This window comes from Micromonospora inositola, assembly GCF_900090285.1.
GTDB classification, from domain to species: domain Bacteria; phylum Actinomycetota; class Actinomycetes; order Mycobacteriales; family Micromonosporaceae; genus Micromonospora; species Micromonospora inositola.
Genome location: NZ_LT607754.1, coordinates 5,508,765 through 5,525,280, shown reverse-complemented (window position 1 = coordinate 5,525,280; position 16,516 = coordinate 5,508,765). Strand labels below are relative to the sequence as shown.

General features: G+C 72.3%; 13 protein-coding genes. 4 read left to right on the top strand and 9 right to left on the bottom strand.

Features of this window, described 5'->3' with window-relative positions; all coding sequences use genetic code 11:
- Positions 1–17 precede the first annotated feature (17 nt).
- Both GA0070613_RS26360 and GA0070613_RS26355 read left to right on the top strand, forming a co-directional pair.
- Positions 18–1,088 carry a DUF4037 domain-containing protein gene (locus GA0070613_RS26360; protein WP_089014733.1) on the top strand — a complete coding sequence of 357 codons (1,071 nt, stop codon included), beginning with the start codon at positions 18–20 and terminating at the stop codon, positions 1,086–1,088.
- A 151-nt stretch (positions 1,089–1,239) separates the two neighbouring features.
- On the top strand, positions 1,240–2,532 hold the full coding sequence (locus GA0070613_RS26355) for an exo-beta-N-acetylmuramidase NamZ family protein (protein WP_089014732.1): 1,293 nt from the start codon (positions 1,240–1,242) through the stop codon (positions 2,530–2,532).
- Here the strand turns inward: GA0070613_RS26355 and GA0070613_RS26350 are convergent.
- The 6 genes from GA0070613_RS26350 to GA0070613_RS26325 all read right to left on the bottom strand — a co-directional run bounded on the left by GA0070613_RS26350 (position 2,526) and on the right by GA0070613_RS26325 (position 8,417).
- Positions 2,526–3,638 (bottom strand): GGDEF domain-containing protein, encoded by a 1,113-nt coding sequence (locus GA0070613_RS26350; RefSeq protein ID WP_089014731.1) that lies wholly within the window; start codon positions 3,636–3,638, stop codon positions 2,526–2,528. The genes GA0070613_RS26355 and GA0070613_RS26350 overlap by 7 nt on opposite strands.
- 305 nt (positions 3,639–3,943) lie before the next feature.
- On the bottom strand, positions 3,944–4,369 hold the full coding sequence (locus GA0070613_RS26345; RefSeq protein ID WP_089014730.1) for an acyl-CoA thioesterase: 426 nt from the start codon (positions 4,367–4,369) through the stop codon (positions 3,944–3,946).
- Positions 4,370–4,415: 46 nt separating this feature from the next.
- Entirely contained in the window at positions 4,416–5,228 is an 813-nt protein-coding gene (locus GA0070613_RS26340) for an ABC transporter permease (RefSeq protein ID WP_089014729.1), read from the bottom strand.
- Positions 5,225–6,145, bottom strand: coding sequence for an ABC transporter permease (locus GA0070613_RS26335; protein ID WP_231929486.1), 921 nt, complete (start codon positions 6,143–6,145; stop codon positions 5,225–5,227). The genes GA0070613_RS26340 and GA0070613_RS26335 overlap by 4 nt, the downstream gene beginning before the upstream one ends.
- A 5-nt stretch (positions 6,146–6,150) precedes the next feature.
- Entirely contained in the window at positions 6,151–7,350 is a 1,200-nt protein-coding gene (locus GA0070613_RS26330) for an ABC transporter substrate-binding protein (RefSeq protein ID WP_089014728.1), read from the bottom strand.
- Between the two features lie 35 nt (positions 7,351–7,385).
- The gene (locus tag GA0070613_RS26325) at positions 7,386–8,417 is read right to left on the bottom strand and encodes an ABC transporter ATP-binding protein (protein WP_089014727.1); all 1,032 of its coding nucleotides are present in this window, start codon (positions 8,415–8,417) and stop codon (positions 7,386–7,388) included.
- A gap of 229 nt (positions 8,418–8,646) precedes the next feature.
- Here GA0070613_RS26325 and GA0070613_RS26320 point away from each other — a divergent pair, with 229 nt between their 5' ends.
- Positions 8,647–9,192, top strand: a complete 546-nt coding sequence (locus tag GA0070613_RS26320) for a dihydrofolate reductase family protein (RefSeq protein ID WP_089014726.1) — start codon at positions 8,647–8,649, stop codon at positions 9,190–9,192.
- Positions 9,193–9,198: 6 nt separating this feature from the next.
- Here the strand turns inward: GA0070613_RS26320 and GA0070613_RS26315 are convergent, their stop codons facing one another.
- Positions 9,199–12,246, bottom strand: coding sequence for a BTAD domain-containing putative transcriptional regulator (locus tag GA0070613_RS26315; RefSeq protein ID WP_089014725.1), 3,048 nt, complete (start codon positions 12,244–12,246; stop codon positions 9,199–9,201).
- A 97-nt stretch (positions 12,247–12,343) separates the two neighbouring features.
- Here GA0070613_RS26315 and GA0070613_RS26310 point away from each other — a divergent pair, with 97 nt between their 5' ends.
- Positions 12,344–13,120, top strand: a complete 777-nt coding sequence (locus tag GA0070613_RS26310; protein WP_172875902.1) for an alpha/beta fold hydrolase — start codon at positions 12,344–12,346, stop codon at positions 13,118–13,120.
- Positions 13,121–13,477: 357 nt separating this feature from the next.
- Here GA0070613_RS26310 and GA0070613_RS26305 read toward each other — a convergent pair whose 3' ends face one another.
- Positions 13,478–14,749, bottom strand: a complete 1,272-nt coding sequence (locus GA0070613_RS26305; RefSeq protein WP_089014724.1) for a hypothetical protein — start codon at positions 14,747–14,749, stop codon at positions 13,478–13,480.
- A gap of 489 nt (positions 14,750–15,238) precedes the next feature.
- The gene (locus tag GA0070613_RS26300; RefSeq protein ID WP_089014723.1) at positions 15,239–16,504 is read right to left on the bottom strand and encodes an MFS transporter; all 1,266 of its coding nucleotides are present in this window, start codon (positions 16,502–16,504) and stop codon (positions 15,239–15,241) included.
- Between the last annotated feature and the right edge of the window lie 12 nt (positions 16,505–16,516).

The following is a 16,516-nucleotide window of genomic DNA, read 5'->3' as shown; positions in this document are numbered from 1 at the left end:
GCGGGGAGACTGGCGGCATGACGTTCGTACCCGGGCTGGTGCTCGCCCGGCGGTTCCACGACGAGGTGGTGGCGCCGCTGCTGGACCGCCGGCTGCCGGGGCTGCGCTACGCCGCCGGCCTGCTCGACGGTGGGTCGGAGCTGCTCGGCCTGGACACCCTGCGCTCCACCGACCACGACTGGGGTCCGCGGGCCCAGCTCTTCGTCGCCGGCCCGGATGACGTGGAACCCGTCCGGGCGGTCCTCGACGCCGAGCTGCCGGCGGAGTTTCTCGGCTGGCCGACCCGCTTCGTCGGCGGCCCCGACGTCGGCCTCGGCGTCGTCGACGCCGACGGGGACCGGCACGGGGTGAGCGTGGACGAGCTGGGCAGCTGGCTGCTCGGCCGCCTCGGCTTCGATCCGCGGGCCGGCGTCGCCGTGGACGACTGGCTCGCCACGCCCACCCAGCGGCTGGCCGAGCTGACCGGTGGCGCGGTCTTCCACGACGGCCTCGGCGGGGCGCTCACCGCCGCCCGGGCCCGGCTGGCCTGGTATCCGGACGACGTGTGGCGGCACGTGCTGGCGGCCGCCTGGACCCGGATCGGCCATGCCGAGCACCTGGCCGGCCGCTGCGCCGAGGTCGGCGACGAACTGGGCAGCCGGGTGGTGACCGCCGGGCTGGCCCGGGACCTGATGCGGCTCGGTCTGCTGTTGCACCGCCGGTGGCCCCCGTACGCGAAGTGGCTCGGCACCGTTTTCTCCCGGCTGCCGGCGGCGGCCCCGGTGGTCGACGGGCTGACCCGCGCCCTCGGCCCCGACGGCTGGTCCGACCGGCAGGCCGGGCTGGTCGGCGCGCTGGAGACGGTGGCCGGCTGGACCAACGACCTGGGGCTGGCCGCGCCGCTCGACCCGATGGCCCGGCAGTTCCACGGGCGGCCGTTCCTGGTGCTCGACGCCGGCCGGTTCGCCGCCGCGCTGCACGCCGCGGTCGGCGACCCGGCGCTGCGCGAGCGGCCCCCGGTGGGCGCCGTCGACCAGTACCTGGACAACGTCGACGTCCTCGCCCACCCGCAGCGGCTACGCCGGGTCGCGGCGGCGGTCCCGGACTGACCGGACCGAGATCACGGACTCGCCCAGCGCGATGACCAGGATCAGGTCGTACCGCTCCGTCCAAATAGCCCTGGCGGTGTAGGTATCTTTCCTTGACCAGCCATCGGTGTGTAGCTAAGTTTCGATAAGCTGAGCTGCTTGGAGGCACGCGATGGAGCGCAGAACCTTCCTCACCGGCACCGGGGCGGTCACCGCCGGCGCCCTTGTCCCGACCTTGACCGCCTCACCCGGGAGCGCCGATCCGGGGATCCGCCGGGTCGAGACCGGCCTGGACGCGCTGGTGCGGTCCGACTTCGCCGAGCTGCGGGGGCAGCGGGTGGGAGTGATCTCCAACCCGACCGGCGTCGACTCCGCCTACCGGCACCTGGTCGATCTGATGCACGATTCAGGCCAGGTCAACGTGGTCGCGGCGTTCGGTCCCGAGCACGGCTTCCGCGGCTCGGCCCAGGCCGGCGGCAGCGAGGGCACCGGCACGGACGCGCGGACCGGCATCACCGTCTACGACGCCTACGGTGCCTCACAGGCCAAGTGGGAGGCCATGTTCACCCAGTCCGGAACGGACACCGTGGTCTTCGACATCCAGGATGTGGGGGCGCGCTTCTACACGTACATCTGGACGATGTACACCTCGATGGCCGCCGCGGCCCGGGTCGGCAAGCGGTACGTCGTGCTCGATCGGCCGAACCCGGTCGGCGGCCGGGCGTACGGCCCGATGATGACCGCCGGCTACACCTCCGGGGTGGGTCTCAAGGAGATAGTTCAGCAGCACGGCATGACCGTCGGCGAACTGGCTCGCTTCTTCAACGCGGAATTCCTGCCGGTCGAGGCGGGACGGTCGGTCGAGCTGGACGTGGTGCGGTGCCAGCACTGGAAGCGGGACAGGCTCGCCGCCGACACCGATCTGCCCTGGGTGCTGCCCAGCCCGAACATGCCCACCACGGACACCGCGCTCGTCTACCCGGGCACCTGTCTGTTCGAGGGGGTCGCGTCGATCACCGAGGGGCGGGGCACCTGCCGTCCGTTCGAGCTGATCGGTGGCCTGGCGACGGATTTCGACTACCACTGGGGTGACCGGCTCAACGCCCGGAACCTGCCGGGGGTGCAGTTCCGGGAGGCGTACTTCTCGCCGACCGCGGCCGGGCAGAAGCCGGCGCTGCTCAACAAGCCCTGCGCGGGCGTCGAAGTCAAGATCGTGGACCGGGGCGCGTACGACCCGATCCGGACCGGGGTCGCGATGCTGGTGGAGGCGCGGAAGTACCCGGCGTTCGCCTGGCGGCAGGACGCCTGGGACCAACTGCGGCCGTACTGGATCGACAAGCTCACCGGGTCGCCCCGGCTCCGCACGATGATCGACGCGGGCGCCGACGTGGCCGACGTGGTCGGCGCCTGGGCCGACGAGCTGGCCGCGTTCGACCGGCAGCGCCACCCCTACCTGCTCTACTGACCGGCAGGGCCGGGCGGCGCGACGAAGGCGCCGCCCCGCCGCGGCGCCGATCCTCGTACGGGTTCGCTGAGCTCCCCGGCCGACCCCCCTGGCCGTTGACTGCCCGTGCACAGGCCGACGGGGTCCGAGCGGCTGGGCAGCAGGCCGGGGCTTTCTTTCAGCGGCGGGTCGGCGGCGAAGCGGTGTTCCTGTTTCATGCGGTACAGGCGCTGGTCAGCCACCTGCATCAGGGTCTCGAGCGTATCGCCGTCGTGCGGAGCGGTGGCCGAGCCGATGCTGATGCTGGCATGTGGGCGCACCGCCGCGTCGATCCGGGTCAGCACCGTCCGTACGGTGACGTCGTCCGCGTCGACCAGCACGACGACGAACTCGTCACCGCCGATGCGCGCGATGGCGTCGCCGACGCGCAGCACGTCTCGAGTCGCCGCCACCGTCAGCTGCAGCAGCCGGTCGCCGGCGGAATGTCCGAGGCGGTCGTTGACCAGCTTGAAGTCGTCGAGGTCCAGGCAGAGCAGGGACGGGCCGGGGCGACAGCCGTTCCGGAACAGGTGCTTGGTGAACTCGGCCAGGCCGCGCCGGTTGAGGGCGCCGGTGAGCGGGTCGAGCTCCGCGAGAGAACGGAGCTGGGATCGCTGCCGCGCCAGTATCCGTGCCTGCGCGGAACACACCGAGATCAGCACCACCATGGCCGCGACGTAGAGGAAGACGTGACCGGGGGGCGCCGGTCGTCCGGTGGCGGCGACCGCGAGGTAGGACCCGACGGTGAGCGCCGCAAGCCCCATCATCAGCCGCAGGTGCGGGGTGTGACCGGCCACGAACACGGCCGTGGTCACGAAACCCACGGCGGCCGGCGAGGCGGCACCGCCGTCCCAGTACGCGCCGAGCGCCGCCACGACGAGCGTGATCATCAGAATCGTGAACGAGACGCGGTACACCGAGGCCTTCGTGGTCACCGTCCGCGCTGCCCACAGGCCCACGATTCCGGACGCCAATCCACAGCCGTAGCCGGCCAGCATGAGGGACCGATGTGGCTGATGCAACGTCATGAGGCAGTAGGTGACGGCGATCCCGTGCGAGACGACGTGCAACGCCGAGGTGAGCAGCATCCTTCGCCGGCGCTCGTTCACCCGACTGTCCACCGCAGCCACGGCAACCTGACGATGGCACCTGATGACGTGGCAGCGGAATCAATCGAGGTGGCCGTGGCCGTGGTCCCGGTCGAGGCCGCTCCGACGCATCCCACCACTCCGACATTGAACGATGTGCATCAGGTCACGTCAACAATTCGGCATGGACGCGTCTGCGCTGCGTACGCCCACGATGGCTCACCGCGACGTCGCGGTCCGCGCCGTGGCCGTACGCAACCGGCGAGCTACGCACCGCGGGCCCGGCCGGAGTCGTGCCCTGCGCGCTACGGAAGGCCGAGGTGCTCCGGCGACGAGGCGAGCGAACGGAACCGGTCCGCCGGATTGGCCACCAGGCGTCGCGTCTGCAGGTCCAGCATTCCGCCGACCCCGGTCAGCTGGGCGACCGCGGTGCCGTCCACCCGTACGTACTCCTGCTCGAGCCGGAATGTCTTGCCCCCGCCCCAGACGAAGCCGCAACTCACGTCGACCACGTCGCCCGCCCGCAGTTCGCGAAGGTAGCGGATGGTGCACTCGAGCTGGACCGGCCCGACGCCGGCCTCACGCAGCGCCTCCGGGTGCAGGCCTGCGGCGCGCAGGCATTCCCACCGGGCGTGCTCCGCGTACTGCAGGTAGACGGCCTGGTTGACGTGCCCCTGGACATCCAGCTCGTACCCCCGGACGGCGATGCGCACACGAAACGGCTGACTCATGAACAGATCTTGGCACGGGCGTCGCCGGGGAGCGGGTGCGTGCGGGTCAGAGGCGGCCGCCGGCAGCGGTGTCGGAGACGCGCTGGGCGAGGTAGATCGGCACGATCGAGAGCACGATCAGCACCGCCGCGACGACGTTGATGACCGGCGCCTGGTTGGGCCGGAAGAGGTTGTTGAAGATCCAGATGGGCAGGGTCTGGACGCCCGGCCCGGCCGTGAAGGTCGTCACGATGATCTCGTCGAAGGAGAGCGCGAAGGCCAGCAGCCCGCCGGCGAACAGCGCCGAGCGCAGCAGCGGGAACGTCACGTAGCGGAACGTCTGGAAGGTGTCCGCGCCGAGGTCCGCGCTCGCCTCCTCCAGGTTGCCCCCCAGCCGGCGCAGCCGGGCCAGCACGTTGTTGTAGACCACCACGACGCAGAACGTCGCGTGTCCGACGATCACCGAGAACAGCCCCTTGCCGACCCCGAGCGGCTCGATCAGCGAGCGGAAGGCGGTGTCCAGCGCGATCCCCGTGACGATGCCGGGCAGCGCGATCGGCAGCACCACGAGCAGCGAGACGGCGTCCCGCCCGAAGAACCGGTAGCGCTGCACCGCGAACGCGACCAGCGTGCCGAGCAGGAGCGCGACGGCCGTCGCGCCGAGGCCGGCCTTCACCGAGGCCCACAGCGCCTCGCGGGCCCCGGCGTTCTCCCACGCCCGCACCCACCAGTCGGTGGTCCAGCGCGGCGGCGGCCAGGCGAAGGTACGATCGGCGTTGAACGAGTTGACCAGCACGATGGCCAGCGGCACGTAGACGAAGGCCAGGCCCACCGCCATGGCCCCGCGCAGCAGCCAGCGCGCTCCGCGCGACAGCGTCACAGCTCCTCCAACGCGCCGGACCGGCGCACCGCCACCAGATACACGACCATGATGAGTACGGGGATCGTGGCGAGCGCCGCCGAGAACGGCAGGTTGTTCGCCGCGCCGATGTTGGCGTACACCAGGTTGCCGATGAGCTGCGTCTTGCCGCCCACGATCTGCACGGTGATGTAGTCGCCGAGGGACAGGGAGAACGTGAAGATCGAGCCGGCGATCACCGACGGCACGATCATCGGCAGCACCACCGCGCGGACCGTGCGCCCGCCCCGGGCACCGAGGTCCGCCGAGGCCTCCAGCAGCGAGTCCGGCAGCCGCTCCAGCCCCGCGTAGATGGGCAGGATCATGTACGGCAGCCACAGGTAGCTCAGCACGAGCACGGTCGCGAGCAGCCCGTACCCGGGGCCGTTGCCGGCGCCCCCGAAGAGCCAGTCCACCGGCCCGCCGTTGGCGAGCATCACCCGCCAGGCGTACGCCTTGACCAGGTAGCTCGCCCACAGCGGGGTGAGGATCGCGATGACCAGCAACCTGCGGCTGCGCGGGGAGGCGACCTTCGCCATGAAGAACGCCATCGGCAGCGCGATGAGCACGTCGATGACGGTGACCGCGGCCGCGACGCCGAGGCTGCGCAGGGTGACGGTGCGGTAGACCGCTTCGGTCAGGATGGTGCGGAAGTTCGCGAACGTCGGCTCCCGGACCAGGTCGCCGGTGAAGCTGTTGACCGTCCACAGTGCCGAGACGAAGAGCACGGCCAGCGAGCCGAGGTACGCCACGAGCAGCCAGAGCAGCGGCGCCGAGAGCAGCCCGGCGAGGCGTGCCCCGCGGTGTCGGTGCAGCCAGGAGGAGAACCGGCGGACCGGCCCGCGGGCGGCGATCGTGTCGTCGCCCGCCGGCCGGTCCACCGTGGAGAGAGCCGTCACGTGTCTCAGCCCTTGATCGTGGTCCAGGCCTGGGTCCAGGCCGCGTAGTCCTTGCACTTGACGTCGGTACGGCCGTCGAGGCACTGCTCCACCGGGGTGCTCCAGAACCAGACCTGGTCGAAGTACGCTTCGTCGGCGGCGTGGAACGTGGTGCAGTGGTTCTTGTCGGCGGTCTTGTCGCAGGAGAGCTTGTTCGCCGGGGCCTCGCCGAACCACTCCGCCACGGCGGCGTTCGCCACCGGGTCGATGATGTGGTTCATCCAGAGGTAGCCGCAGTTCGGGTGCTTGGCCTTGGCGGAGATCATCCAGGTGTCGGACCAGCCGGTCGCGCCCTCGGAGGGCAGGACCGCCTCGACGGGGGCGCCGTCGGCCTTGGCCAGGTTGACGATGACCTGCCACGCGGTGCCGACCACCGAGTTGCCGGACTTGAAGGCCTGCACCTCCTTGGTGTAGTCCGACCAGTACTCACCGATCTGCTCGTTCTGCTTCTTGAGCAGGTCCACGGCGGCGGCGAACTGCTTGTCGTCCAGCGCGTACGGGTTCTTGATGCCCAGCTCCGGCTGGTGCTTCATCAGGTACAGCGCCGCGTCGGCGAGGTAGATCGGCGAGTCGTACGCCGTCACCTTGCCCTTGTACGGCGAGTTGGGGTCGAACACCGCGCTCCAGGACGTCGGCGCCGGGGTCACCTTGTCGGTGCGGTACATCAGCACGTTCGCGCCGCGGCCGTGCGGGATGCCGTAGGCCACCCCGTCGACCGAGTTCCACTGCTTGAGCTTCAGGCCGTCGAAGACGTCCTTGTAGTTGGCCACCAGGTCGGTGTTGACCGGGGCGACCTCGCCGCCGTAGATCAGTCGCAGCGAGGCGTCGCCGGAGGCCGAGACCACGTCGTAGTCCCCGGTCTTCATCAGCGTCACCATCTCGTCGGAGGTGCCGGCGACCTTCACGTTGACCTTGCAGCCCGTCTCCTTCTCGAAGCCGGTGACCCAGTCGACCTTCGGGTCCGTGGAGCCGTTCTCCACGTACCCGGCCCAGGCGACGATGTTGACCTGGCCCTCGCCGGCGCCGAGCGACGCCAGCTTGTCGATCTTGGGCGGTTTGATGCCGCCGGGGCCGGGGCCGCCGGCGCTGCCGCCGCCGTCGCCGCACCCGGCGAGCGCGAGCAGGCCGGCCGCAGCGAGCGCGGTGAAGACTCGGGTGGTGCGCATCTGCGCCCTCCTTCTTGGGGGTGTCGACAGGGGTCTCAACGGGAGCTCACGGGAACCGGGACGACGTGCTCGGCCCGCCAGGTCAGCCGGATCGGCTTGCCGCGCAGGGCCGCCACGTCGGCGGGGGAGGTCTGCTGGTTCTGCTGCATTGCGACGACGCGCGCCCCGGCGTCGAGGTCGACCACGAAACGGGTCGCCGCTCCCGCGTAGATCACCTCGACGACCTGACCCGCCGCGCTGATCTCCTCGGCGGACGCGGGCGCGCCGCCGAGTCGGATCTTCTCCGGGCGTACGGAGAACACGCCGTCGCGGCCGAGCACCGTGCGGGCGGTCTCCCCCTCGAACAGGTTGGAGGTGCCCACGAAGCCGGCGACGAACGGGGTGCCCGGGCGCTCGTACACCTCGGCCGGCGTGTCGACCTGCTCGATCCGGCCCTGGTTGAACACCGCCACCCGGTCGCTCATCGTCAGCGCCTCCTGCTGGTCGTGCGTGACGAAGACGAAGGTGATGCCGACCTCGCGCTGGATCGCCTTCAGCTCGACCTGCATCTCCTCGCGCAGCTTCAGGTCCAGCGCGCCGAACGGTTCGTCGAGCAGCAACACGGCCGGGCGGTTGACCAGGGCGCGGGCCAGCGCGACGCGCTGGCGCTGCCCACCGGACAGCGCGTTGGGCCGGCGCTCGCCGTACCCGTCGAGGCGGACCGTCCGCAGCGCCGCCGCCGCCCGCTCCCGCCGCTCGGCGCGCGCCACCTTAAGCACCCGCAGGCCGTACTCCACGTTCTGCTGGACGGTCATGTGCGGGAAGAGGGCGTAGTCCTGGAAGACGGTGTTGACGTCCCGGTCGAACGGGGCGAGCCGGGTGACGTCGCGACCGGCGAGCGTGACGGTGCCGGCGGTCGGCAGCTCGAATCCGGCGATCATCCGCAGCACCGTCGTCTTGCCGGACCCGGACGGCCCGAGCATGGAGAAGAACTCGCCGTCGGCGATCTCCAGGTCGATGCCGGCGACGGCCTCCACGGCATCGAACGACTTGCGCAGCCCGGTCAGGCGGATCGCGGGTTCCGACACGGCGGCAGGCTCCAGTTCTTCCACGGATCATGGGGACCCAAGTAGCCAGTGGCTTCGGATTCTTCTGCCGGAGGATAGGACCGCAACGGATACCGTAGTCAAGGGTTGTTGCCGGATCGTTGAGTTGCCGGCCGGTTTCGGGGAGGGCAGGGACATCTGAAGCAAACCGTAAGCGCGGATCGGCAGGGTACAGGGCGTAACCAACGAGCAGACGTTCCAGGAGGAAGCCATGCGCAAGGTCATCGCCTCGACCTACATCACCCTCGACGGTGTCATCGAGAACCCGGTGTGGACCACGCCGTACTTCGACGACGAAGCCGTCGCGTACGCCGGCGCGCAGCTGCGGGCCGCGGACGCGCTGCTGATGGGGCGCCGCACCTACGACGGTTTCGCCGCGGCGTGGCCGCAGATGCCGGAGACCGAGGACAGCGGCGCCGCCGAGATGAACGGCATCCGCAAGTACGTCGCCTCGACCACCCTGACCGATCCGAAGTGGAACAACACCACGGTCCTGCAGGGCGACCTGGTCGAGGAGGTCACGAAGCTCAAGGCCCAGGACGGCAAGGACATCCTGATGTACGGCTACGGTCCGGTCGCGCACACCCTGCTCAAGGCCGGCCTGCTGGACGAGGCCCGGTTCTGGATCCACCCGGTGTTCGTCGGCGGCGGCACGGTGACCACGCCGCTGGCCGACGCGACGGCGACGCTGGAGCTGGCCGACACCACGGTGATGAAGAGCGGCGTGATCATCGCCTCGTACCGCCCGGCGCGGTAGATCCGATCAGACCAGGGCCCGGGCCTCGCCCGGGCTCAGGTCGTGCCCGGCGGCGACCAGCGTGTCGAACCGCTCCCGGCTGAGCGCGGCGACCAGGCGCCCGGTGATGCGGTCCAGTTCGTCCCGCTCAGCGGGCGCCGCGGCGAACTCGGCGGCCCGCCGGGCGGCGGCCGCGGCGCCGAGCACCCGGGCGGCGACCTCCGGCACGGACCAGGCGGCGGCCGATGCGATGCCTTCGAGGGCGCCGATCGCGTCGCGCGGGGCGCCCATCGCCCGCGCCGCGTCGAACGCCTCGACGTGCCGGGCCAACCCGGTCGCCGGGTCGCCGTCCTGCTCGGCCGCGTACCCCAGCTCGACCAGCACCATCGGCAGGAACAGCGCTGGCTGCGCGTCCCGGCGGGCCAGCTCCACCAGGTGCTCGAGGTGAGTGGTGGCGACGTCCAGTTTGCCGTCCCGGCGGGCGGCGAAGCCGAGGCTCAGCTCGGCGAACACCACGGCACCCGCCGAGTCCTGCTCGGCCGCCAGCTTGTACGCCCGCTCCGCCAGTTCCCGGGCCTGCACGTAGTCGCGGGTCTGCACGGCGAGCCAGGCCAGCCAGGACAGCTTGCTGCTCACCGCGGGCCACAGCGACAACTCCTCGGCCCAGCCCAGGCCCTCGCGGTGCAGGGCGGCGGCCCGGTCGTACTCCCCGGTCAGCTCGGCCAGGCCGGCCACCCAGTCGCTGGCCTGCAGCCGGCCCCACCGGTCACCCAGCTCGGCGAAGATCTCCGCGCAGCGGGTGCCGTCCCGCTCCAGGGCGGCCAGGTCACCGGCCGCGTGCGCGAGTTTCGCCCGGCTGCTCAGCACGGCCGCCGCCGTCCACTGGTCGCCGGATTCTCCCGCGCCGGACAGCAGCTCGGCCGCCAGGGTCAGTTCGCTGCGGTCGATCAGCGCGGCGGCCACGAACCAGGCGGCCCGACTGTCGTCGTACGTCGAGATGTCGCCGGTTTCCACCAGGTCGCCCTGCAGCAGCGCGAACCCCACCCGCCAGGCCGCGGCCCGGGCCTGCGCGGACCGGTCGCCGTCGAGGGCCAGCCCGCGGCGGGCCTCGGTGAACCGGCCGCGCAGGAACCAGTACCAGGTCAGCGCGTTGGCCAGGCGCAGCCCGCCGCCATGCGCGAGCGCCGAGCGCAGGTTGGCGTTCTCGGTGTCCAGTGTGGTCAGCCACTCGGCCTGGCCGGGGCCGCGCAGCTCGGGGTCGGCGCGCTCGGCCAGGTCGGTGAAGTACGCGGCGTGCCGGGCCCGGACCGTGGCCGCATCCCCTGGGCGGTCGGTCTCGAGGCGGTCGACGCAGAACGCGGCGACCGACTCGAGCAGCCGGTAGCGCGGGCCGGCCCAGGTGTCGTCCATGCCCACCAGGGACCGGTCGACCAGCCGGGCCAGCACATCGACATCGGCGTCGCAGACCGCCTCGGCGGCGTCCAGGGTGCAGCCGTCGCTGAACACCGCGAGCCGGGCCAGGACCTCACGGTCCGAGTCGTCGAGCAGGTCCCAGCTCCAGCCGATCACCGCGGCCAGGGTGCGCTGCCGGGCCGGCACGTCCCGCTGCTGGGTGGCGAGCAGCCTGAACCGGTCGTCGAGGCGCTCCACCACGCCGGTGACGCCGAGCGCGCGGACCCGGGTCGCGGCCAGTTCCAGGGCCAGCGGCAAGCCGTCCAGGCGGCGGCAGAGCTGCGCGACGGCCGGCGCGGTGCGGTCGTCCAGCCGGAAGCCGCGCTGTTGAGCCGCGGCGCGGGCGGCGAACAGCCGGGCTGCGGCGGATCGGCGGACCGCGTCCGGGTCGTGCTCGTCATCCGGCACGGCCAGCGGCGGCACCTCCCACACCAGTTCGCCGGTGAGGCCGAGTGGTTCCCGGCTGGTCGCCAGCACGGTGACGCCGGGGGTGTCCCGCAGCAGCCGGGCCACCAGGCCGGCGGCCGGCTCGATGACGTGTTCGCAGTTGTCCAGCACGAGCAGCAGCCGCCGCTGCCGGACCGCGGCGAGCAGCCGGTCGGTGGCCGGGACGCGGACGCCGGCCGCCTCGTGGACGTCCAGGGTGGCGAGGATCCGGTCGGCGACGCCGGAATCGCCGGGCGGGAGCGCGGCGAGTTCGACCAGGTGGACGCCGTCCGGGTACGCCTGTTCGCGGGCCGCCTCGGTGGCCAGCCGGGTCTTGCCGACGCCGCCTGGGCCGGTGAGCGTGATCAGGCGTCGCTCCGGGATCAGCGTGCGCAGTTCGGTGAGCGCCTCGGCCCGGCCGACCAGCTCGTTCAGGCGGGCCGGGATGCTGTTGCGGATCAGGGCCGCCCGGGGTGGTCCGGTCAGGTCGGGGTCCTGCGCCAGGATCCGCCGGTGCAGGGCGACCAGTTCCGGGTTGGGGTCGAGGCCGAGTTCGTCGGCGAGGCGGTCGCGCAGGTCGGCGTAACTTTCCAGGGCCTCGGTCTGGCGGCCGGCCGCGTACAGGGCGCGCAGGTGCAGGGCGCGCAGGCCCTCGCGGAGCGGGTGCCGGGCGACCAGGTCGGCCAGGTCGGCGGCGACCAGGTCGTGTTCGCCGCGGGCCAGGCGGGCGTCGGCGAGGCGTTCGAGCACGGCGAGGCGCTGCTCGGCCAGTCGGAGGGCCTCGGCGCGGACGTACTCGGAGTCGGCGAAGTCCGCGTACGGCTCCCCGCGCCACAGCCCGAGCGCCTCGGTCAGCTGGCCCACGTCCGCCGCGGCCGCCAGTTCGCCGAAGCGGTCCGCGTCGGTGGTCGCTCGCAGCAGGTAACCGGGCGGGCGGGACTCGACCAGGTCACGGGCGCCGGATTCGGCGTCGTTGAGCGCCTTGCGGAGCTGGGAGACCCGAACCTGCAGGGCGCCGGCCGCGTTCGCCGGTGAGTCGTCGCCCCAGAGGTCGTCGATCAGCCGGTCCGCCGAGACGACCTGGTTGCGGTTCGCGAGCAGGTCGGCGAGGAGCGCGCGCACCTTGACGCCGGGCACGGTTACCGGCTCGCCGGCCTCGGTGGTGACGGCGAGCGGGCCCAGGACCCCGAACCGCATGCGGGCCACCCTACAAGCCGTAAGCCGGCGGGAAGTCGACCGTAAGCGGGGCGGCGCACGGTGTGGGTGTCAGCGAGTTCGAGAAGGGATCACGGTCATGAGCTACGCACCCGTCAACGGCCTGGACATGTACTACGAGGAGCACGGCACCGGCGCCGGCCGGCCGGTCGTCCTGATCCACGGGGCGCTGTCCGGGATCGGCACGTCGTTCGGCACGATCCTGCCGTTCCTCACGAAGACGCGGCGGGTGATCGCGGTGGAGCTGCAGGCGCACGGGCACACCGCGGACATCGACCGCGATCTGACCGTGGAGGACTTCGCCGCCGACGTGGTGGCGCTGCTCGACCACCTCGGTATCGATCGGGCGGACGTGTTCGGCTGGAGCATGGGCGCGGCGACCGCGCTGCGGCTGGGCACCGACCACGCCGACCGGGTCGGCCGGCTCGTCCTGGCGTCGGTGTGCTTCACCCTGGACGGCATGTACCCGGGCCTGCTGGACGGCATCCAGGAGCTGCGGCCGGAGCACCTGCACGGCTCGGAGTTCCACGAGGAGTACCTGCGTACCGCCCCGGACCCGGCCGGTTTCGCCACCCTCGTGGCCAAGGTGAAGCGGCTCGACAGTGACCTGCCGGAGTGGTCCGCCGACCAGATCCGGGCGATCGCCGCGCCGGTGATGCTCGTGCTGGGCGACTCGGACATCATCCGGCCGGAGCACGCGGTGGAGATGTTCAAGCTGCTGGGCGGCGGGGTGCCGGGCGACCTGACCGGGCTGCCGAAGTGCAAGCTGGCGATCCTGCCGGGCACCACGCACACCTCGATCCCGCAGCGGGCCGAGTGGCTCGCCCCGATGATCGACGAGTTCCTCGACGTCTAGGGGAGACTGGCTGGCCGAGGACGGAAGCATTGAGGGCCGCGGCGGTCGGGTTCCCGTCCAGGCCGCCGTGGCCGCGCCTCGCACCTGACGCTGGCCGGGCAGCCCCGGCTCCGACAACGTCTGAGCCCCAGCTCGGAAGGAACGTCCTGAGCTGGGGCTTCTCCCTGGTGTCGCGGCAACCTAAGGCGCGGGAAATCCCGCCCGCGACGCTGCTCATGTCAGACCGGTAACCAGGGCCGCCGTGACGGGTGGATGGCTCGCCGGGCTGGTCGAGTCGGCTGCGGGTGCTGGGCGGGCGGTTGCACCGCACGGGTTGGCGGTTGGTGGATGAGGGTTGGGCGACGCAGACGAAGTGGCTCAGGGAGCGGCCGGCGGACACCGGAGCCGCTCCGGTAGTGGTAGCGGCCGGGGGCCCACACAGACGTTGACCCATGAGGGCTCGGGCGACGGCGGCGCGGTGGTCGGAGCCGGCCCGGTCGGGGGCGGTGTCGTGGTCGGGGCCGGACCGGTGGTCGGCGCAGGACCGGTGGTCGGGGCCAGCCCCGTGGTCGGGGCCGGATGGGCAGCCGGAGCCGTGGCCGCGGCCGTTGATGCGGCCGGGGTAGGCCGACTCGTCGTCGTCCGCTGGCGCACGTTCGATCTGTCTGCTGCTGGCGCGCCACCAGTGGCCGGAGTTGCGGACGCGCCGGTCAGCGACGTGGCCGTACCGATGTCCGGCGTTACCGGCTTGGCGGGGATGCTCGGGGCGATGACGCCGACGGCGTGCGACGCGTCGGTGGTGGTGGCGACGCGTCCTGCGCCTGCGTCCGCCCGGTACGGCAGGCCAGCGCGCTCCGCCGCGAACGTGTCGGCAGGCAGCGCCGCGAAGATCAACGTGACGACCGCGGCGGCTGCCGCCGCCAGGCGATCCGAAGGCAGCAGGGGCGGCGGGGCCTGGTCCGGCGTCACCTGCGGCGGTGGCAGTGGCCGGGAGTCCCGCTGGGCGCCGAGCAGGGCGTCGATCTGCGCGGCCAATGCGGCGCGTTGCCCGGTGGCGGCGGCGAAAGCGAGGGTGAGGTAGAAGCGGAAGTTCACGGTGGCGGCGGTCGGCACCTGCAGCCCGGCGAGTCGAGTCCCATCGGTGGTGTGCAGCAGGGTGAGTGGAACGTGGGGGTGGTGCGCGGGCCCCACCATGTCCGCGTATGTCCACTCCCGCCGGCCGTCGCGCCCAGCGAAGGCCACCCTGTGGTTGGTCACGACGGCCATGCCGGCGTCGACCACCCGCAGCCCTCGTGGCAGGGTGCGGCCGGGTGCGTCGACGCTGGCCGCGGCGACGGTCAGCCCCGGCGTGGGTAGTCCGGGGACGTGCCGTGCCTCGGCCTCGACCAGTTCCGCGGCCGGCAATACCCGGTAGACGACCTCGTCGTCGTCGAGGTCCACCGGCAGGCCGGTACGCGGCTGCGCGTACCCGACGAACGCGGCGGCCTCGATCTGCAGCCGGATCAGGTGGTCGTGGCGTCGGCGCCAGGCCTCGACCTCGGTGTGGTGCGCGCGGCGTCGCCGGTCGTTCTCGCGCTCCGCCCAGGTGACACGCCATCGGGGCTGCGCCGCCGACGAGATCGTGTCGATGGCGCGTAATTTCGCCGTCACATCCGGTACAACCGATCGGGGGCAAGCCGGGAAACGCACGGTGATCGATACTTCCCAATGTTTGCGATAGGAGAAGATTGAGCCCGTGCAGGGCGTCGGCCGAGACGGTGAGCGTCGCTCGTGGACTCGCCGGCATGGTCGCCGCACTGGAGGCCCTGAGAGGGACGGCCGCCCGGTGTGCGTCGGTGGCGCGCTGCGCCAGGTCATCGTGCAGATGTCGCGGCGTTCCTGTTCGTCGCCACCACCCGGACCGGGGTGATTCTCGCCGTCTGGATCAGCGGTGACGCCGGTCGGAGACATGGCGTACGAGGTGGCGTTCTTCGTGGCGCGGGCCGAACGGCACCTGCCGGTGTACCTCGAGCCGAGGCCTTGCTGCTGCTGGCGCTCGCCGGTTACCTGGCCCGGCGCCGGCGCCCCGTGGCCGGCGCCGGCGGGGTGCTACGGCGGCGGACACGGATGCGGCCGATGAGGGCGGGCGGCGCCGTGGCGTCAGCGGGCAGCCGTGACGGACTCCCGCGCGGTCGGTCCGTCGAGATCCGGGTCGTCCAGGTCGCGCAGCCGGCGGACGGGGGAGAAGAGCAGGGCCAGCGGCGCCAGGACGGCCGCCCCGGCGAAGGCGAAGAGGGTGCCCCGGGCGTCGACCAGCTCGGCGAGGGCGCCGGCGACCAGCCCGCCGACCGGGATGGCGCCCCAGGAGACGAAGCGGACGGTCGCCATCACCCGGGAGAGCAGGTCGGCCGGGCTGGCGGTCTGGCGGTACGTCCGGGTGGTCACGCTGAGCACCACCACGCCGCCGGCGAAGACGACGTTGCCCGCCGCGAACGCCAGGTAGGCCGGCCAGCCGACGCCTACCGGGACGAGGAACGCGCCGCCGACGGCGATCAGGCTGGCGACCAGGAGGGACCGGGCCGTGCCCCAGCGGCCGGTGATCCACGGGGTCAGCGTGGCGCCCACCAGTGACCCGACGCCCTCCACGGCGAGCAGCACGCCGACCAGGGCGGCCGGCGCGTGCAGCTCCCGGACCAGGTAGAGCGGGTAGACCGCGAGTTGGGCGCCGCAGACGAAGTTCACCGCGGTGGCCGTCCACATGGTCGGACCCATGACGGGGTGCCGGGTGACGTAGCGCCAGCCCTCCCCGATCATCTCGCGAACCGGGGGCCATCGGTCCGGGGCGTCGACCCGCCGGGCCGGTAGCGAGCGCAGCAGTGCCGCCGAGACCAGATAGCTGGCGGCGTCCACCAGCACCGTCGGCACCGCGCCGAGCGCCTGGACCGCGAGCCCGCCCAGGGACGGGCCGCTGAGCTGGGTGGCGGCGTGCGTGGCCGAGGTGAGGCTGTTGCGCGCGTGCAACTGCTCCCGGCCGACGATCGCCGGCAGGAAGGTGGCGTTGGCGACGTCGAAGAGCACGTTGGCGAAGCTGACGACCAGCGCCGCGACGACCAGGTGGGCGACGGTCAGCCAGCCCCACCACCAGGCGACGGGAATGGACGACACCGCCACGGCGCGGGCCAGGTCGGCACCGACCTGGGCGCCGCGCAGCGGCAGCCGCTGCACGATGACACCGGCGGGCAGCCCGACCACCAGCCAGGCGACGTAGCTCGCGGCGGCGATCAGGCCCATCTCGAACGCGGACGCGTCCAGGACGGTCAGGGCGGTCAGCGGCAGCGCCACCGCGCCGACCGCCGACCCGACGGAACTGGTCGTGCCGGCGGTCCACCAGCGCCAGAACGCTCCGGCCCCCTGCCTGACGGTCATGCCGTCAACCCC